Source organism: Acinetobacter sp. FDAARGOS_558 (assembly GCF_003937785.1).
GTDB lineage: Bacteria > Pseudomonadota > Gammaproteobacteria > Pseudomonadales > Moraxellaceae > Acinetobacter > Acinetobacter baumannii.
The window spans coordinates 3,103,216-3,118,280 of sequence record NZ_RKJH01000001.1; the positions used below are offsets into that span (position 1 = coordinate 3,103,216).

At 38.5% G+C, this 15,065-nt stretch carries 14 protein-coding genes; 7 read left to right on the plus strand and 7 right to left on the minus strand.

Going from position 1 to position 15,065, the window contains the following annotated elements; all coding sequences use genetic code 11:
• The first annotated feature begins 111 nt into the window (after positions 1–111).
• Positions 112–1,782, plus strand: a complete 1,671-nt coding sequence (locus EGT34_RS14870) for a mechanosensitive ion channel (protein ID WP_001001661.1) — start codon at positions 112–114, stop codon at positions 1,780–1,782.
• A gap of 128 nt (positions 1,783–1,910) precedes the next feature.
• Positions 1,911–2,081, plus strand: coding sequence for a hypothetical protein (locus EGT34_RS14875; RefSeq protein WP_000742881.1), 171 nt, complete (start codon positions 1,911–1,913; stop codon positions 2,079–2,081).
• A 12-nt stretch (positions 2,082–2,093) separates the two neighbouring features.
• Here the strand turns inward: EGT34_RS14875 and EGT34_RS14880 are convergent, their stop codons facing one another.
• From EGT34_RS14880 to EGT34_RS14900, 5 genes are all read right to left on the minus strand, one after another.
• Positions 2,094–3,293 carry an NAD(P)/FAD-dependent oxidoreductase gene (locus EGT34_RS14880; RefSeq protein ID WP_000071488.1) on the minus strand — a complete coding sequence of 400 codons (1,200 nt, stop codon included), beginning with the start codon at positions 3,291–3,293 and terminating at the stop codon, positions 2,094–2,096.
• A 116-nt stretch (positions 3,294–3,409) separates the two neighbouring features.
• The gene (locus EGT34_RS14885; RefSeq protein WP_000459506.1) at positions 3,410–4,291 is read right to left on the minus strand and encodes a 1-aminocyclopropane-1-carboxylate deaminase/D-cysteine desulfhydrase; all 882 of its coding nucleotides are present in this window, start codon (positions 4,289–4,291) and stop codon (positions 3,410–3,412) included.
• A 65-nt stretch (positions 4,292–4,356) separates the two neighbouring features.
• The gene (locus EGT34_RS14890) at positions 4,357–5,502 is read right to left on the minus strand and encodes an HlyD family secretion protein (RefSeq protein ID WP_024437614.1); all 1,146 of its coding nucleotides are present in this window, start codon (positions 5,500–5,502) and stop codon (positions 4,357–4,359) included.
• 40 nt (positions 5,503–5,542) lie between these two features.
• Complete coding sequence (locus tag EGT34_RS14895) at positions 5,543–7,186, minus strand: MFS transporter (protein WP_000047790.1); 1,644 nt, start codon at positions 7,184–7,186, stop codon at positions 5,543–5,545.
• The gene (locus EGT34_RS14900; RefSeq protein WP_000044601.1) at positions 7,183–7,752 is read right to left on the minus strand and encodes a TetR/AcrR family transcriptional regulator; all 570 of its coding nucleotides are present in this window, start codon (positions 7,750–7,752) and stop codon (positions 7,183–7,185) included. The genes EGT34_RS14895 and EGT34_RS14900 overlap by 4 nt, the downstream gene beginning before the upstream one ends.
• 178 nt (positions 7,753–7,930) lie before the next feature.
• On the opposite strand from EGT34_RS14900, the gene EGT34_RS14905 reads away from it, so the two are divergent.
• Positions 7,931–8,554: a LysE family translocator gene (locus EGT34_RS14905; RefSeq protein ID WP_000463103.1), complete on the plus strand. Its 624-nt coding sequence runs from the start codon at positions 7,931–7,933 to the stop codon at positions 8,552–8,554.
• Between the two features lie 162 nt (positions 8,555–8,716).
• Positions 8,717–8,905: an NF038215 family lipoprotein gene (locus EGT34_RS14910; RefSeq protein WP_000735804.1), complete on the plus strand. Its 189-nt coding sequence runs from the start codon at positions 8,717–8,719 to the stop codon at positions 8,903–8,905.
• A 129-nt stretch (positions 8,906–9,034) separates the two neighbouring features.
• Here EGT34_RS14910 and metG read toward each other — a convergent pair whose 3' ends face one another.
• The gene (metG, locus tag EGT34_RS14915) at positions 9,035–11,098 is read right to left on the minus strand and encodes a methionine--tRNA ligase (protein WP_001226777.1); all 2,064 of its coding nucleotides are present in this window, start codon (positions 11,096–11,098) and stop codon (positions 9,035–9,037) included.
• Positions 11,099–11,384: 286 nt separating this feature from the next.
• Between metG and EGT34_RS14920 the strand changes: the two genes are divergently transcribed.
• The 3 genes from EGT34_RS14920 (at position 11,385) to EGT34_RS14935 (ending at position 14,278) form a co-directional block, all read left to right on the plus strand.
• Entirely contained in the window at positions 11,385–11,885 is a 501-nt protein-coding gene (locus EGT34_RS14920) for a hypothetical protein (RefSeq protein ID WP_000206124.1), read from the plus strand.
• Between the two features lie 145 nt (positions 11,886–12,030).
• On the plus strand, positions 12,031–13,260 hold the full coding sequence (apbC, locus tag EGT34_RS14925; RefSeq protein ID WP_000118699.1) for an iron-sulfur cluster carrier protein ApbC: 1,230 nt from the start codon (positions 12,031–12,033) through the stop codon (positions 13,258–13,260).
• A gap of 145 nt (positions 13,261–13,405) precedes the next feature.
• The gene (locus EGT34_RS14935) at positions 13,406–14,278 is read left to right on the plus strand and encodes a 5'-methylthioadenosine/S-adenosylhomocysteine nucleosidase (protein ID WP_001159887.1); all 873 of its coding nucleotides are present in this window, start codon (positions 13,406–13,408) and stop codon (positions 14,276–14,278) included.
• A 30-nt stretch (positions 14,279–14,308) separates the two neighbouring features.
• On the opposite strand, the gene EGT34_RS14940 is transcribed toward EGT34_RS14935, so the two are convergent.
• Entirely contained in the window at positions 14,309–14,875 is a 567-nt protein-coding gene (locus EGT34_RS14940) for a DUF2062 domain-containing protein (protein WP_000605097.1), read from the minus strand.
• Between the last annotated feature and the right edge of the window lie 190 nt (positions 14,876–15,065).

A 15,065-nucleotide genomic window follows, 5' to 3' on the forward strand; every position in this document is an offset into this window, starting at 1 on the left:
TCAAAACATAAGGTGACATAGACCGCATTTATCGTCATTTTTTACAACGAACTGGTGTTGTTCATTTAGTGATAACACTGAAAAGAACATAACAATTGAGGACATAACAATATGAATGAATTTTTTAATGGGCCTCGCGGCGCTCAGTTTGATGCGATGTATTACTGGGATCAGTTTCATCCTATTTTAGCTGCAATTGTCATCTTACTGGTAGGCTGGATCATCGCTTTATTGGTTGCGGCAGGTGTAAAAAAACTTCTGCAAAAAATAAATACCAATGCGAAATTATCTTCAGCGACTGGACGTACACCCAATATAGAAGGTCTGATCTCCAAAGTCGTATTCTGGTTTATTCTGATTCTCGCCGTTGTTGCTGCTTTAAATGTGCTCAACATTAGTGGAGTGAGCGGTCCATTTAGCAACATGGTTAATCAGGTACTTGTCTATATACCAAATATTATTGCTGCTGTAGTGGTGGGTTTTATTGGCTGGATCGTTGCTCGACTGGTGCGGGCGGGGGTGACCAATGTTTTATCCCGAACTCAACTTGATGATAAGTTAAGCAGCGAAGTGGGTGTAGGGGGAGTTAGCCAGAATATCGGTGAAATTCTTTACTGGCTTGTATTATTACTTTTCCTTCCGATTGTTCTTTCAATCTTAGGATTAACAGGCTTACTGATTCCAGTTCAAAATATGGTAAATGATGCTGTAGCATTCTTACCAAATATCTTTATTGCTGGCGTTATCGTTTTTGTTGGTTATATCTTGGCAAAAATTGTACGCGGTATTGTTGAAGGATTAATTAATAGCTTAGGTGTGCAATCTCAAGCGGAAAAAATTGGTCTTTTCAAAAATTCAAATGTAGGCAAATTTTTAGGTTCATTTGTTTTTGCCATCATTATTATTACGACATTGATTGTAGCATTTGAAGCTTTAGGTATTGAGACTATTTCTCAGCCAGCAACAGCAATGCTCAATGAAATTTTACAAGCTATTCCAAACATTATTGCTGCTGGTTTAATTTTACTGGTTGCTTATATTGTTTCACGTTTTGTTGGTCGCTTGGTTGCTGAGTTAATTGCAGGAACTGGTGTTGATGAAATTCCTGCAAAATTAGATGTACAACGCTTTTTAGGTCAAACTAAAGTTTCTAATGCCGTTGGTTGGCTAATCGTGTTCTTTACCATGTTGTTTGCAGTTTCAGAAGCTGCTGACCGTCTTGGTTTTGAACAGATTAGTGGTCTGATTGCAATGTTTATCCATTTTGGTGCAAACATTCTATTGGGCGCTGTAATTTTGGTTATTGGTTTCTGGCTTGCCAATGTTGTGGCAAATGTGGTGCAACGCGGTGAATATAATAGTTCACGTTGGTTAGGTAGTTTGGTTCGTGTCTTAATTATTGGTTTAGTCCTTGCGCTTGGTTTAAAAGCGATGGGTATTGCTGATTCGATTGTGAACCTTGCATTTGGCTTAACTCTAGGTGCAGTTGCAGTGGCTTTCGCACTTGCATTTGGTTTAGGTGGTCGTCAACCAGCTGAAAGATTGCTGTCTGACTTGCTTGATAAAGCGAAAAAAGAAGCTAATCAACCAAATCCTTTATATCAACCACCTTCTACTACAACAGCAAGTACGTCTTCGGCTTCAACTCCGTCAACGACTACAACTGCACCATCAACAACAGTTTCATCTGATGCACAACCAGCTGATTCTGCACAAGTAAATCCATCACAACCACCAGTAAATAAACCGTTTGGTTCTACTGGCGAAAATGATGAAATTTAGTAGGTGTAACTAATTTTCAGATAAACAGTACAAAAAATCTTTGATTTTTGTGATAAGTTCGACCACTCTATATTGAGTGGTCGTTCTGTCTTTGACAGCTATAAAAACAAATAAGTGAGGAAAATACGATGAAGAAGCCTGGTCGTTTTTTAGCACCTGTTGTAATTGCTGGGATTACCGTAGGTTTTTTAGCAAGTGCTTATAAATTTGTATTTAGCAAATCTGATTCATCAAAACAGGCAACAACACATACACGTGATGCTGACAAATCATCAAGTGATGCGAAAGCAGCAAATTAGCGTATTCAACAGTTAAACATATTGTGCTGCTGCATAAGCAGAAGACCAAGCCCATTGGAAGTTATAGCCTCCTAAGTGGCCAGTCACATCAAGTACTTCTCCAATAAAGAACAGTCCTTTCTGCTTTTTGCTTTCGAGTGTTTTAGATGAAACTTCGGTTGTATCAACTCCACCTAAGGTAACTTCGGCAGTACGATATCCTTCAGTGCCTGATGGTTTAACTGAAAAACCATGTAACTGCTCGGCAATATGTTCTAGCTGTGCATCACTCATATTACCAATTGCCATTTCGCTATGCTCGGGCCATATGAGTTGTTGTAGCTCTTGTACAATACTTTTCGCAGTAAACTCATTAAGAAGGGTACGTAATAAAACTTTAGGCTGTGCTTTCTTTTTATCTTTTAAATAAGTCGTTAAATCTTGGCTTGGGAAAAAATCAATTTTAAAACTTTCACCGGTATTCCAGTAGTTAGAAAGCTGTAAAGAACTTGGCCCACTTAAGCCGCGATGGGTAAATAATAACGCTTCAGTAAAACTATTTTTTGAGTTGCTTAACGTGACATCTAAAGCATTACCACTTAAGCGCGTGGTGACTTCTTTAATATGATCTGAAAAAGTAAATGGAACTAAACCAGCGCGGGTTGGGAAAACTGTATGCCCAAATTTTTGTGCCAATTCATAGCCAAAACCAGACCCACCCAAAGTCGGAATAGATAAACCGCCTGTAGCAACGACTAATGACTCACAGCTAAATCGACCTTGGTTGGTGTGTACAGAAAAACCGCCTTGTTCTAATGGATCAATCTGCCCAACTTCACAATGGGTCTGGATTTCAACATTGTTGGTTTTATTACACTCACTCACCAACATCTCTAAAATTTCTTTAGCGCCGTTTAGGGTAAATAATTGGCCGTGTTTACGTTCTTCATAGGCAATTCCATAATCACACACCAGACCAATAAAGTCCCAGTTGCTATAGCGTGACAGGGCAGAAATGACAAAGTGTGGATTATGAGAAATATAGTTGTCAGGCTCTACATACAGGTTGGTAAAGTTACATTTACCTCCACCCGACATTAAAATCTTTTTACCAATTTTATTGGCTTTTTCTAAAATTAAAACCGAGCGTCCTCGTTTAGCAGCATGTGCAGCCAACATGAGTCCAGAAGCGCCTGCACCTAAGACAATGACATCGACATGACTGTTAGACATAAGAGATTCTCGATTAATCGTGAAAATTAAAAAGGGGCATATACTACCATGTCAGCCCTTACTCGTGCTAAAGACATTTATGATGGTAGAGAAAACGTTAACTAAAAAAGAGTGAATTATTGGTCCGTTTTATTTCTTATATCTGCCTGTAAACCACCAGAATGAATAGCGAGAATACGAGTTCCTTCGGAAAAGTAATTATTTTTTATAAGGTCGGATAAACCGAACATCATTTTTCCCGTATAGATTGGTTCAAGAGGCACAGCATATTGCGCTTCAAAACCTTTAATAAATGCAAATAGTTCAGGTGACGTTTTGGCATAACCACCGCAGCAATAAGCATCTGTTAGCGACCAATTTTGTTTTTTAGTCCACCGACGAATCTCTTGTTGTAAAAAGTCGCCTTTTAAAGCTGAAAATCCTAAGACTTTTTGATGTGTTGAACTTTTTTCAATAAGACCTGAAATTGTTCCGCCAGTTCCTACCGCACAGCAAATCACATCATATTTCTCTAAATCACTCTGACTAAGAATTTCCTGACAACCTTGAACTGCTAACTTATTGGTGCCGCCTTCAGGGATTATGTATGTTTCAGGAAACTGTTGAATTAACTGTTGAAGAAAGTTTTCATCATCTCTCAAACGATATTCATTGCGTGAGACAAAATGTAGCTGCATTCCTAAACTTTGTGCTTTTTCCAAAGTGGGGTTAAGCGGCTTATTCGCTAACTCTTCACCACGAATAATTCCAATACTGTTTAAGCCAAAAATATGAGCTGCATAAGCTGTTGCAGCAATATGATTTGAGTAAGCGCCACCAAAAGTCAAAATATTTGATAGTCCTTGTTGTTTTGCGGCAAGTAAATTGTATTTTAATTTGAAAAACTTATTGCCCGAAATTTGAGGGTGGATGAGATCTAAACGTTTAATGTCGAGATGAACAGATGATGGGAGTTCAATGTGCTGGTAAGAAATAGGTTGGGCAATGTGATCAAACATTAGAAATTGAGAAAAATAATGAATGATCACATTGTAACTTTTTAAAGAGAACTTTAAAAAGCTGATTAAGAGCTTGTGTCGACAGAAGTAATCACTGACATACCAGGACGTAAGTGTTCCATTCCTTCCTGATTTGGGTCGATGGTGATACGTACAGCTATGCGTTGCACAACTTTAGTAAAGTTACCTGTCGCATTGTCTGGCTTTAACACACTGAACTCGGAACCTGCAGCAGGCGAAATTTGCTCAACATGTCCTGTAAATTTTTTGTGGTTCATCGCATCCACTGTAAACCATGCTTTTTGTCCAATTCGCATATTGGCAATTTGGGTTTCTTTAAAGTTGGCAATCACCCAAGTTTGCTGTGGAATCAGATAGAGTAACTGTGATCCTGCGGCCACATATTGCCCAACACGAGGGTTTACTTCACCAAGTTGTCCATCCATTGGAGCAACAATAACACTATAGTCTTTGGTGGTTTGAGCTTGGTCTAACTGTGCTTTAGCACTGGAAACTTGTGCTTCTAAGCCTGCTTCTGCGACTTGAGCTGTTTTAAGTGCTTCTTTGGCAACTAGAACATTGGCCTCTGCCTGTTTAAGGGCTGCAAGATTATTTTCGGCATCAGCAGCGGCTTTATCTTGCTCAGATTTAGAAGCTGCTCCACTATTCCCTAGCTGTTGATAGCGTCTAAGCTGTGCTAAAGAAAGTTCATATTGAGCCCTGACTTGTTCTACTTTAGCCTGCGCAGCCACAATATCTGCTTGTTTTTGAGCAATTGACTGAGTTTGATTGGCTAAAGTATTTTTGGCCTGTTCTACCCCTGAAGCCGCTTGTGCTACTTTTTGGTCATAAGTGGTGGCATCAATATGCATTAATACTTGACCCTTTTTAACATGGTCAAAGTCTTTTACCAATACATCTTTAACATAGCCATTAATTTGCGAGGATAAAATGGTAGTTTTACCTTTAACATAACTATTGTCAGTTTGCTGCACACTTGTGGCAAAAGGCCCAATTCTCCATGCCCACAAAATCACTAAAATACCGATAATAAGCACACCCAACATCCATAATAGGGTTGAGCGTTTTGTCGGAATCAGTTTACTTGCAGGTGCAGGTGCAGGTGCAGGTGCAGGTGCAGGTGCAGGCGTTGGCTCATTATTAGATGTTTGAGCAGGGGTTTGTTCCGGTTTATTTTGATCATCTGACATATATCAATCTCAATTTCTATTTCATCAATAACATAAGCCGTTAAGGGCGGCTAATTCCTCTGCGTTGTAGGTATTTACTACGTGCAATATTAAATCCGCCCCATAAGAGTAAGGCGACGGCAAAAATACCGTTTAATGCAATCACATCATTGTAAGCACGGACCTGAGCTTCACGAGTAACCACTTGATTAAGTGAGCGCATAGACTGAGCTGTTTGTAATGCGGGGTCATTTGTTGTGATGGCTGCACTACGTTGATAGGTAGAAAGCCTTTGAGCAACTAGTGGGTCAGCTTGTTCCAAATCTTTAATAATCTCGACTTGATAGTTTTGTGTACGATGTTGTTGATAGGTCGAGAAAAAAGATGAGCCAACAAGGCCACCAAATGTTTGGGTTGCAGAGAATAAGACAATAAAAGTCACTACATACGAAGGACCTTTAGCCAAAGTTTGCGCAAATCCAATTAGAAGTAAAGGACCGATAAACAGGCCGCCGGCAAAGCCTACTAAAAACTGGCTTGCAAAGAAGTTTGAAGGCCGTACATCGCTCGTAAGGTGATAATCTAGTCCACAGGCAATGAGAATCAAAAACTCTGCAAAAAGTAAGTGAAAAATAATTCGTTCACGCGAGAAAGTAAGCGCACTAAATAGAGTTCCGCTTAAAATCCCCACCAATATGACCACATAGAGTGGAACAAATTGGTCTGGACCCATTCCCATAGTTTTTAGGAAATTAACGGCTGCATAACTTTGTTCTGACATTAAAAGACGAATGGCAAAAGCACCAAAGATAAAGCGTAGGGTTGAGGAGGCGCCTAACCAACGTGTCATAATTAATGGATTGGCACGATAATGTTCATAGAGCAAACCTAAAACAACTAAGCTAAAACCTGCAATTAATACATAAGCAAGCCATTCACTGTTAAACCACCACAAGATTGGGCCTTGTGTCAGCACAATACATAGACATGCAAAACCTGGCGCCAGTAAAGCAAAGGTGAAGAAATCCTGTTTTTCGAAAACATAGATTCGTAAGCTACGTGGTAATTTCAAAGAAACCACCATTGCTAAACAACAAAGTGCTAAGCCGAGTTCAAAGGTGTAAAGAACAGACCAACTGTCTGTACTCACAAGAAAAGGGGAAATAATCCAGGCGAGCGGTACACCTAACTGCTGAAAACCAAAGGCAATATATATACCTTTTGCCATGTCGGCTTTTTTAAAAGCTTGCATGGTGTAATACATACCTAAAGAGCTAAGTGGTGCGCCAGCTAAACCTGCTACAACCCGAGCGAACAAGGCCATTTCATAGGTATGCACAAAAATGTGCAAAACCAGCACGGCAATAAAAATAACAAGTCCTATTTCTGAAAAGACTCTCAGACCATATTGTTGCCTAGCTTTAAACAAAATCAGATTCGAACTGACATTGGCCATTACATAAGCAGCAGGAAGCCAAGCGGCTTCAGAAGGTGTCAGGCCATACTCACCTTGGATTAAGGGCAAATTTGCCGTAATGAAACCATTACTTAAGCTTGCTGAAATAGCGACAAACAGACCAATAAAAAAATAAAGAAATCGCTTAGGTACAGAATGCGCAATCGCTGCTGGCGAACCAGGTAAAGTCGGTTGTTCTTCTGGTGTCCAGTCAGGTGGCGTTTCTAAATAACGAGGCGTTTTACTCATTCTATCCCTCGAATTTTTTGTACTTGAATACCATGAAATAGTAATTCAATTGCTCGTTTCGCTAAGCGGGTCTGTTCTTCAGGTTCATGTCCTTGAAATGAAGAACCCAACATTGCTGTGACCATTGCATAGTCATCAGCAGTTAGATCAGCTCGGCACAGTTTTTGTTCTATTGCATTTTCAATCAGTGGCTTAAGTGCATTATTTCGCCGTTCATAAATTTTTAGCATAATTGGATCTTGTCGATCAATCACTCTCCAAAAATCTTGTAAAATTGCGAGCTTGGGAAGTTGTGCAATATGTCCTTCAATTAAACGAAATAAACCATCTTCGAATTGTTGAAAATGAGCAGCTTTTTGCTCTAGCTGTGTAATCGCACGCTCTAAAAGGGCGCTAATTAAAGCCTTTCGGTCACAAAAGTTGCGGTAGAACGTCGCTCTACCTACACCTGCATGGTCAATCACGACTTGTAGAGGGACATTAATACCATGAATACGAAAGCATTCCTCGGCTGCATTGAGTAATTCATCCCGATTATGGGCTGCAATTTTTTGACGTTTACTCATGTCACTGATTTGGAAAATTTAAAGATGATATATTTAACGGACATTTTTGTCCGTTGTGAATAGCTAAATTGTAAAAACATGAAAATTCAATTTTTATAATTTATCTCTTTTCCATTTTTATATGTGTCATAAAAAGCTGCTAGAATATCGCGCAATTGCATGATGTTAGGTCAATACAATGTTTGAGTCCCTTATTCCTCTTTTTTCAATTGCGATGGCATTGATGCTTGGAGCAATAAGTCCTGGGCCAAGCTTTATTTATGTGGCGCAAAATTCAATATCTAAATCACGTAAACATGGCTTGTTTACGGCATTAGGGACGGGCACGGGTGCAGCTCTTTTTGGCTTTTTAGCAGTTATGGGGTTACAGGCAGTTTTATTGGCAGTGCCTTCAGCTTATCTAATTTTAAAAATTGGTGGAGGGCTGTATTTGCTTTGGCTTGCTTTTAAAATTATTAAACATGCCAAAGAACCAATTGCCATGGAAAATGATGCCAAATCGAAAATGACTTATAAACAAGCCTACCGATATGGTTTGATTACTCAGTTAAGTAATCCGAAAATTGCTGTTGTACTAGCGAGTGTTTTTACTGCTTTACTGCCAAAAGAAATTCCAAATTATTACTACGTCGCATTACCGCTCATTTGTTTTATGATTGATGCAGGTTGGTACTCATGTGTAGCAATGCTTTTATCTTCAGAGAAGCCTCGAAAAATGTATTTAAAAGCAAAAACGGGTGTTGACCGAGTGGCTGGAAGCATTGTTAGCGTATTGGGCTTAAAGTTAATCTTCTTCAAATGATAAATCTTTAATTAAAATATCTAAAAAATATAAAGCCAACTCTTTGTAGTCTGGCTTTATTTTTGCGCAAAATATATACAAATTGAAATATCTTTTTTAGCACTTAAATATTTAAAAAGTGGTAACTTAATTAATAAAACAAAAAGAAATGAGGATCACGTTATGAAAAAACTAATGGTGAGCATTTCGGTTGTTTTTTTCATCTTAACTACAGGATGTGAGATGAGAACAACAAGTAAACAGCAACCTTCAAATGAACGGGCGATGAGTATTGCTGGTTCTCCGGTTTATGAAAAAGACTACAAAATTCCCGATTTACAAGCCAATAATCATGAGCAATCTAATTATTAATTGATGGATAGAATGTCTCACATATAGCACTTTAAATGTACTCAGTGTAGATAAGCCTGCTTATTTTAAAAAGTAGGTTAGAAATAAAAAAGCTCCCAATGTAGGGAGCTTTTTTTATATGTAGGCGGATTAAGAAACTTTATCGCCAGGTTTTGCACCGCTATCTGGTGAAATAATGAAAATACCTTCACCATTTCCGGCAGCAAGTACCATACCGTTTGAAATACCAAAACGCATTTTACGTGGTGCAAGGTTAGCCACCATAACGACCAATTTTCCTTTTAGGTCTTCTGGCGCATATTGACTACGAATACCACTAAATACATTACGTGGTTCAGCTTCACCTACGTCTAACGTCAATTGAAGTAATTTATCTGAACCCTCAACTGTACCTGCCTCAACGACCTGAGCAACACGTAAGTCAACTTTTAAGAAGTCTTCAATACCAATAATTTCAGCTTCACCAACTGCTGGAGTAGGGGCTGCTTTTTTCTCGGCAGATTTCTCTTTTTTCGCTGATTTAGTTGCTTGTGGAGCAGGAGCACCTAAAGACTCTTTAGAAGCATCAACCATGGCTGCAACAGCTTTTGGATCAACACGCTGCATAAGAGGTTGGAACTGTGCAATCTCATGGCTTACAAGAATTTGTTTACGTGACTCGAAATCGAAGCTTTCAAGTTTTAAGAAATCTTGAACTTGCTGAGCTAAAGTTGGCAGTACTGGAGCTAAGTACACTGCTAATTGACGGAATAAGTTGATACCGACAGAGCATACATCAAGAACTTGTTGTTCTTGACCTTCTTGTTTAGCCAGAGCCCAAGGTTTTTTCTCATCAATATATTGGTTTGCGCGGTCAGCAAGCGCCATAATTTCACGGATCGCCGTAGAGAATTCACGCGCTTCATATGCAGCAGCAATTGAATCACCAGCATCAATAAAGCTTTGTACTAAGTCAGATTCAGCACATGTACTTGATAGCGTATTGTTAAAACTGCTGTTAATAAACTTAGCACAGCGACTAGCAATATTAACCACTTTACCCACTAAATCTGAATTTACTTTCTGAACAAAGTCATCAAGGTTCAAGTCAGAGTCTTCAACTTTATCTGAAAGTTTAGAAGCAAAGTAATAGCGTAAATACTCTGGGTTTAGATGTTGTAAGTATGTCTCGGCTTTAATGAAAGTACCGCGAGACTTAGACATTTTTTGTCCATTTACAGTCAAGAAACCATTTACGAATAAGCCTGTTGGAGTGCGATAGTTCGCCCCTTCAAGCATCGCAGGCCAGAATAAAGCATGGAAGTAAACAATGTCTTTACCAATAAAGTGGTAAACCTCATTTTGACTATCTTTCTTCCAGAAATCATCAAAGTTTAAATCTGGGCGCTTAGTTTTGATATAGTTTTCAAAACTAGACATATAACCGATTGGGGCATCTACCCACACATAGAAATATTTATTCGGTGCATCCGGAATTTCAAAACCAAAATAAGGAGCATCACGAGAAATATCCCAGTCTGCTAAACCTGCTTCAAACCATTCATCCAATTTGTTAGCAATTGAAAGAGGTAAGCGACCTTCATCGCGGGTCCATTTTTGCAAATATTCAGCAAAGTTTGGGAGCTTGAAGAAATAGTGATCTGATGATTTTTCAACTGGTGTTGCACCACTTAAAGTCGAACGCGGATTGAGTAACTCAGTCGCATTATAAGTTGTACCACATACTTCACATGAGTCGCCGTATTGATCTTCTGACTTACATTTTGGGCAAGTACCCTTAATGAAACGGTCAGATAAGAACATACCTTTTTCCGGATCAAATAATTGAGTTACAGGTCGGACTGCAATATTGCCAGCTTCACGGTTTTTAATATAGATATCTGTTGAACGAGCTTTGTTCGCATCACTATGAGTTGAATCATAATGATCGAAATGTACGCCAAAACCATCAAAATCACGAATGTGTTCTTTTTGAACATTCGCGATTTGCTCTTCTGGGCTAATACCATTTGCTTCGGCACGTAGCATAATTGCTGTACCGTGAGCATCATCCGCACATACATAAGTCACGTCATGACCCATTGCCCGCATGGCACGAACCCAGATGTCTGCCTGGATATAACCGAGTAAATGACCCATATGAATTGGACCATTGGCATAAGGGAGGGCATTGGTGACTAAAATTTTACGCACGGATCTCATTCTCTCATTCGTATTTATAAGGTGGAAGATTTTAACTGATGCAGGAAGATAAGCAAAGATTAATAATCTTTGACTAAATATAAGAGGTATCTATAAAAATGGACTTAAAGCCAGAAGTTATTTCTCTTTAGAACAGATAAACAAATCAAAAAATATTTGAATCTTCCTGTATTGTCTTTGTTTCAAATTGCAGTTACGGTCAGAAAATAAGCCATAACGATGTATAACTAATAACTTATTCAGGTAATTTTTTTAATTAACGATGAGGATAACAACGATGACTACTGAAAATAAATTAGATGAATTAAAGGCAAAAGCGGCTGATGCAAAAGTACAAGGTGAAAAAGCTTTGGACGATTTAAAAGAAAATGTAAAAGAGAAACAAACTGCGGGTAAAGAAGCAGTTGCAGATAAAGTAGATGAGCTAAAGACCAAAGCGGCCGATGCAAAAGTACAAGGTGAAAAAGCCTTGGAAGATTTAAAGGAAAATGTAAAAGAAAAACAAGCTGCTGCAAAAGAGGCAGTTGAAGATAAAGCTAATGATTTGAAAGGCAAACTTGATGATGCTCAGCATAGCCTGCAAGATAAGTTTGACCATTTACGTACTGAAGCAGCGCATAAACTTGATGATGCTAAAGCCAAAGCTGCAGAATTAAAGGAAGAGGCGGCTACAAAATTTGATGAGTTAAAAACTCAAGCAACTGCAAAATTTGATGAGTTGAAGAAAACAGCTACCGAAAAACTTAATAAATTGAAAAATCATGATTCTGCTGAATAAGCTGATTTAAACTAAAATCCGTACTCCTTACCTAAAAGATGAGTTCTGAAGTTAGTAATTATTCATCCCAAGGTGAGCGAGTGCGGAGCAATACTGTTACACTATCTCCATTAAGCTGTAATGATCTGTTTTTGGAGTAAACAATATGTCTTGGCTTTCTTCATTAAAATCCGTTTTTTCACCCGCACAAGAAGTGAAAGAAGAGGAAATCCAAACCGTACTCCAAAATTATTTATTGCCAGATTCAAAAGATGCTTTAAAAGAGCGCATTAGTCAGCTTCAAGTGCAAGGTCGTGTTTTACAACTCACCATTAATACTTTCCCAGACGAAAAAGAATACTTGCAGCAAATTCATGATGATTTAGCTGGTGCTTTGCAAAAGTGCGGTATTGAAGAACTTAATTTACATGTAGTTCAACAAAAGCGCCCTACACAAGAGAGTTCGGGTCAAAGTTGTTCATCTAAAGCACCGAAAGAAAATTCAAACCTACCTCCTGTGCTTGATGCTTCACCTAAGTCTGAACCGGATCCAAATAACCCACCAATTCAGAAAGCAGCGCCGCAACAAAGAGATGTGCCACTTCATCCTCGAATCAAGAATGTTATTTTAGTTTCATCAGGTAAAGGTGGTGTTGGTAAATCGACAACAACGGTCAATTTGGCGCTTGCCTTACAAAAAATGGGACTTAAGGTTGGGGTATTAGATGCTGATATCTATGGGCCAAGTATCCCGACCATGCTAGGTAATGCTGGTAAAACTCCTCTTATTGAAAGTGAAAATTTTGTACCGTTAGATGCTTACGGTATGGCTGTACTTTCTATTGGACATCTAACTGGCGATAACAACACACCTGTTGCATGGCGTGGGCCGAAAGCTACAGGCGCTCTAATGCAATTATTTAATCAAACGCTTTGGCCAGATTTAGATGTACTCATGATTGATATGCCGCCGGGTACTGGTGATATTCAGCTGACACTTGCACAGCGTATTCCAGTGACTGGCTCAATCATTGTGACGACCCCACAAAATGTTGCTTTGCTTGATGCGACTAAAGGAATCGAGTTGTTTAATAAAGTTGGTATTCCGGTATTAGGTGTCGTTGAGAACATGTCGACCCACATTTGTTCAAATTGTGGTCATGAAGAGCAAATTTTTGGTATCGGTGGTGGTGATAAGCTTTCCGAGCAATACCATATTCCATTATTAGGACGCTTACCTCTAAATGCTCAAATACGTGAGCATGCTGATCAAGGTAAACCGAGTGTGATTGCAATGGATGATGCAGCTGATAGTTATATCGATATTGCGAAAGCAGTGTGGCAACAGATTGAAAAAATCCCTCAGCGCACACGAGATGACAAACGAATTTTTTGATTCATTTGACCCGACTTTAAGTCGGGTTTTTTATTGGCTGATTAAAAGAAAAATTTAAATTACTGAATCTAAATAACAAAGTTAAACTTGAAATTGGCATGTAGATTGCTACTTTACGCTTCTTTTTCAAAGAAACAGGTGGAAAATGCAATTTAAGTATAGTTTGGGCGTAATCAGTTTATGTAGCGCTTTATTTTTAGTTGGATGTAATGATGACAACTCATCAGTTTCACAAACACCAACAGTTCAGGAACAAAAACAGAAGTTACAGCCGATTATTATTCAGGGTGCTTTACCCGTAGAGTCGGAAAGAATGGCTTCAAAGTTAGAAAATAAAACTGTTGAAACAATAGGTGGCTGGACCTTTTGGAAAGGAACCTACAATGGCTATCCAATGATTATTTCTAAAACACGTATGGGGATGAGTAACTCTGCTGCCGCAACCGCTTTGGCAATTGAACGGTATAAACCGATTGCGATTATTAACCAAGGAACAGCAGGGGGGCACGATCCTGATCTCCATGTTTATGATATTGTTTTAGGAAAATATGCAACCAATATTGGCGCTTTTAGAACGCCTAAACAGCCATTAGGTGGCGGTTCAAACTCACTAACATGGGTTGAGGCTTTCGACGTTTTACCAACAAAAGAATCTGACCCTGAGCCTATTGCAATTCGCAAATTTGAAGGTGACCAAGAGCTATTAATGGCGGCACATAAAGTACGTTATGACAAAGGTGAAGTGGTTGAAGGGACGATTGGCTCGGCAGATGTTTGGAATAATGAACTTGACCGAATTCAATTTTTCCATGAGCGTTATGGTACCTCAGTTGAAGAAATGGAAGCGGCTTCTGTTGCACAAATCGCCAGCCAGTTTAATGTTCCGTTTTTAGGAATTCGAATTTTATCTAATAATATTACAAATAATGGTGCTTATGACCCTGGTACAGGAGAAGCTTGCCAAGACTACGTGCTTAACGTAGCTGAAGAATATATGAAATCTAAACTACCAAAATAACAATTTAATTTTAGGCAAGAAGATGAATTCTTATAGAGCGTCTTCTTGTTTTTTATGTCCTGTTCTATTTTTCCAGTTTCGAATGACCATCCAACGCCAAAAAACCTCAGTCACTATATATAGTATGGTTGCAAATACAAACGCTTCGACAATGAGACCTGATATTAAAATTTTAGCGAGGCTCAAATCGATATGACCATGACCAAAATGCGTAATCCAACGTGAAATCTGGTGAAGCACCCCTAAAAGCATTTTCTTATTTATCATATGCACATGATAAATATGTGCACCAAACCAGAAACCAATATACAAAATAGGCGCTAATGTAAGAGGGTTGCTGAGCCAAGCAAGCATTAAGCTAATAGGTAAATTAACTTCAAACAGTAAAACTGCCATAACAATAAATACACTATGAAAGGGTATAGGCAGTAAACCGAAAAAAGTCCCTACAAAAATGGCGCGAGTAATAGATTTACGGTTGACATACCAAAGCACAGGATTAAGGGTTTTTTGCCCGAAAATCCTTAAAAATTTCATATTTGAAACTTTCTCTGGAGAAGGAAGCCAAGATTGAAAAAATTGCTTTGCCATAATCATAGGATAGTAGAGCTTAGGGGCTCATATAAACACAAAGAAACAATATATTAATTGAAACTTATTAAAAGCTTAAAAATTAAACTTACTGCTGTAATAATTTATTATAGGCCTTTTTAATGTAAAAATAGATTTAAAATAAAAATACTTATATTACTTAAATACAATTTGGTACGCAAAACTCTGCAACTGA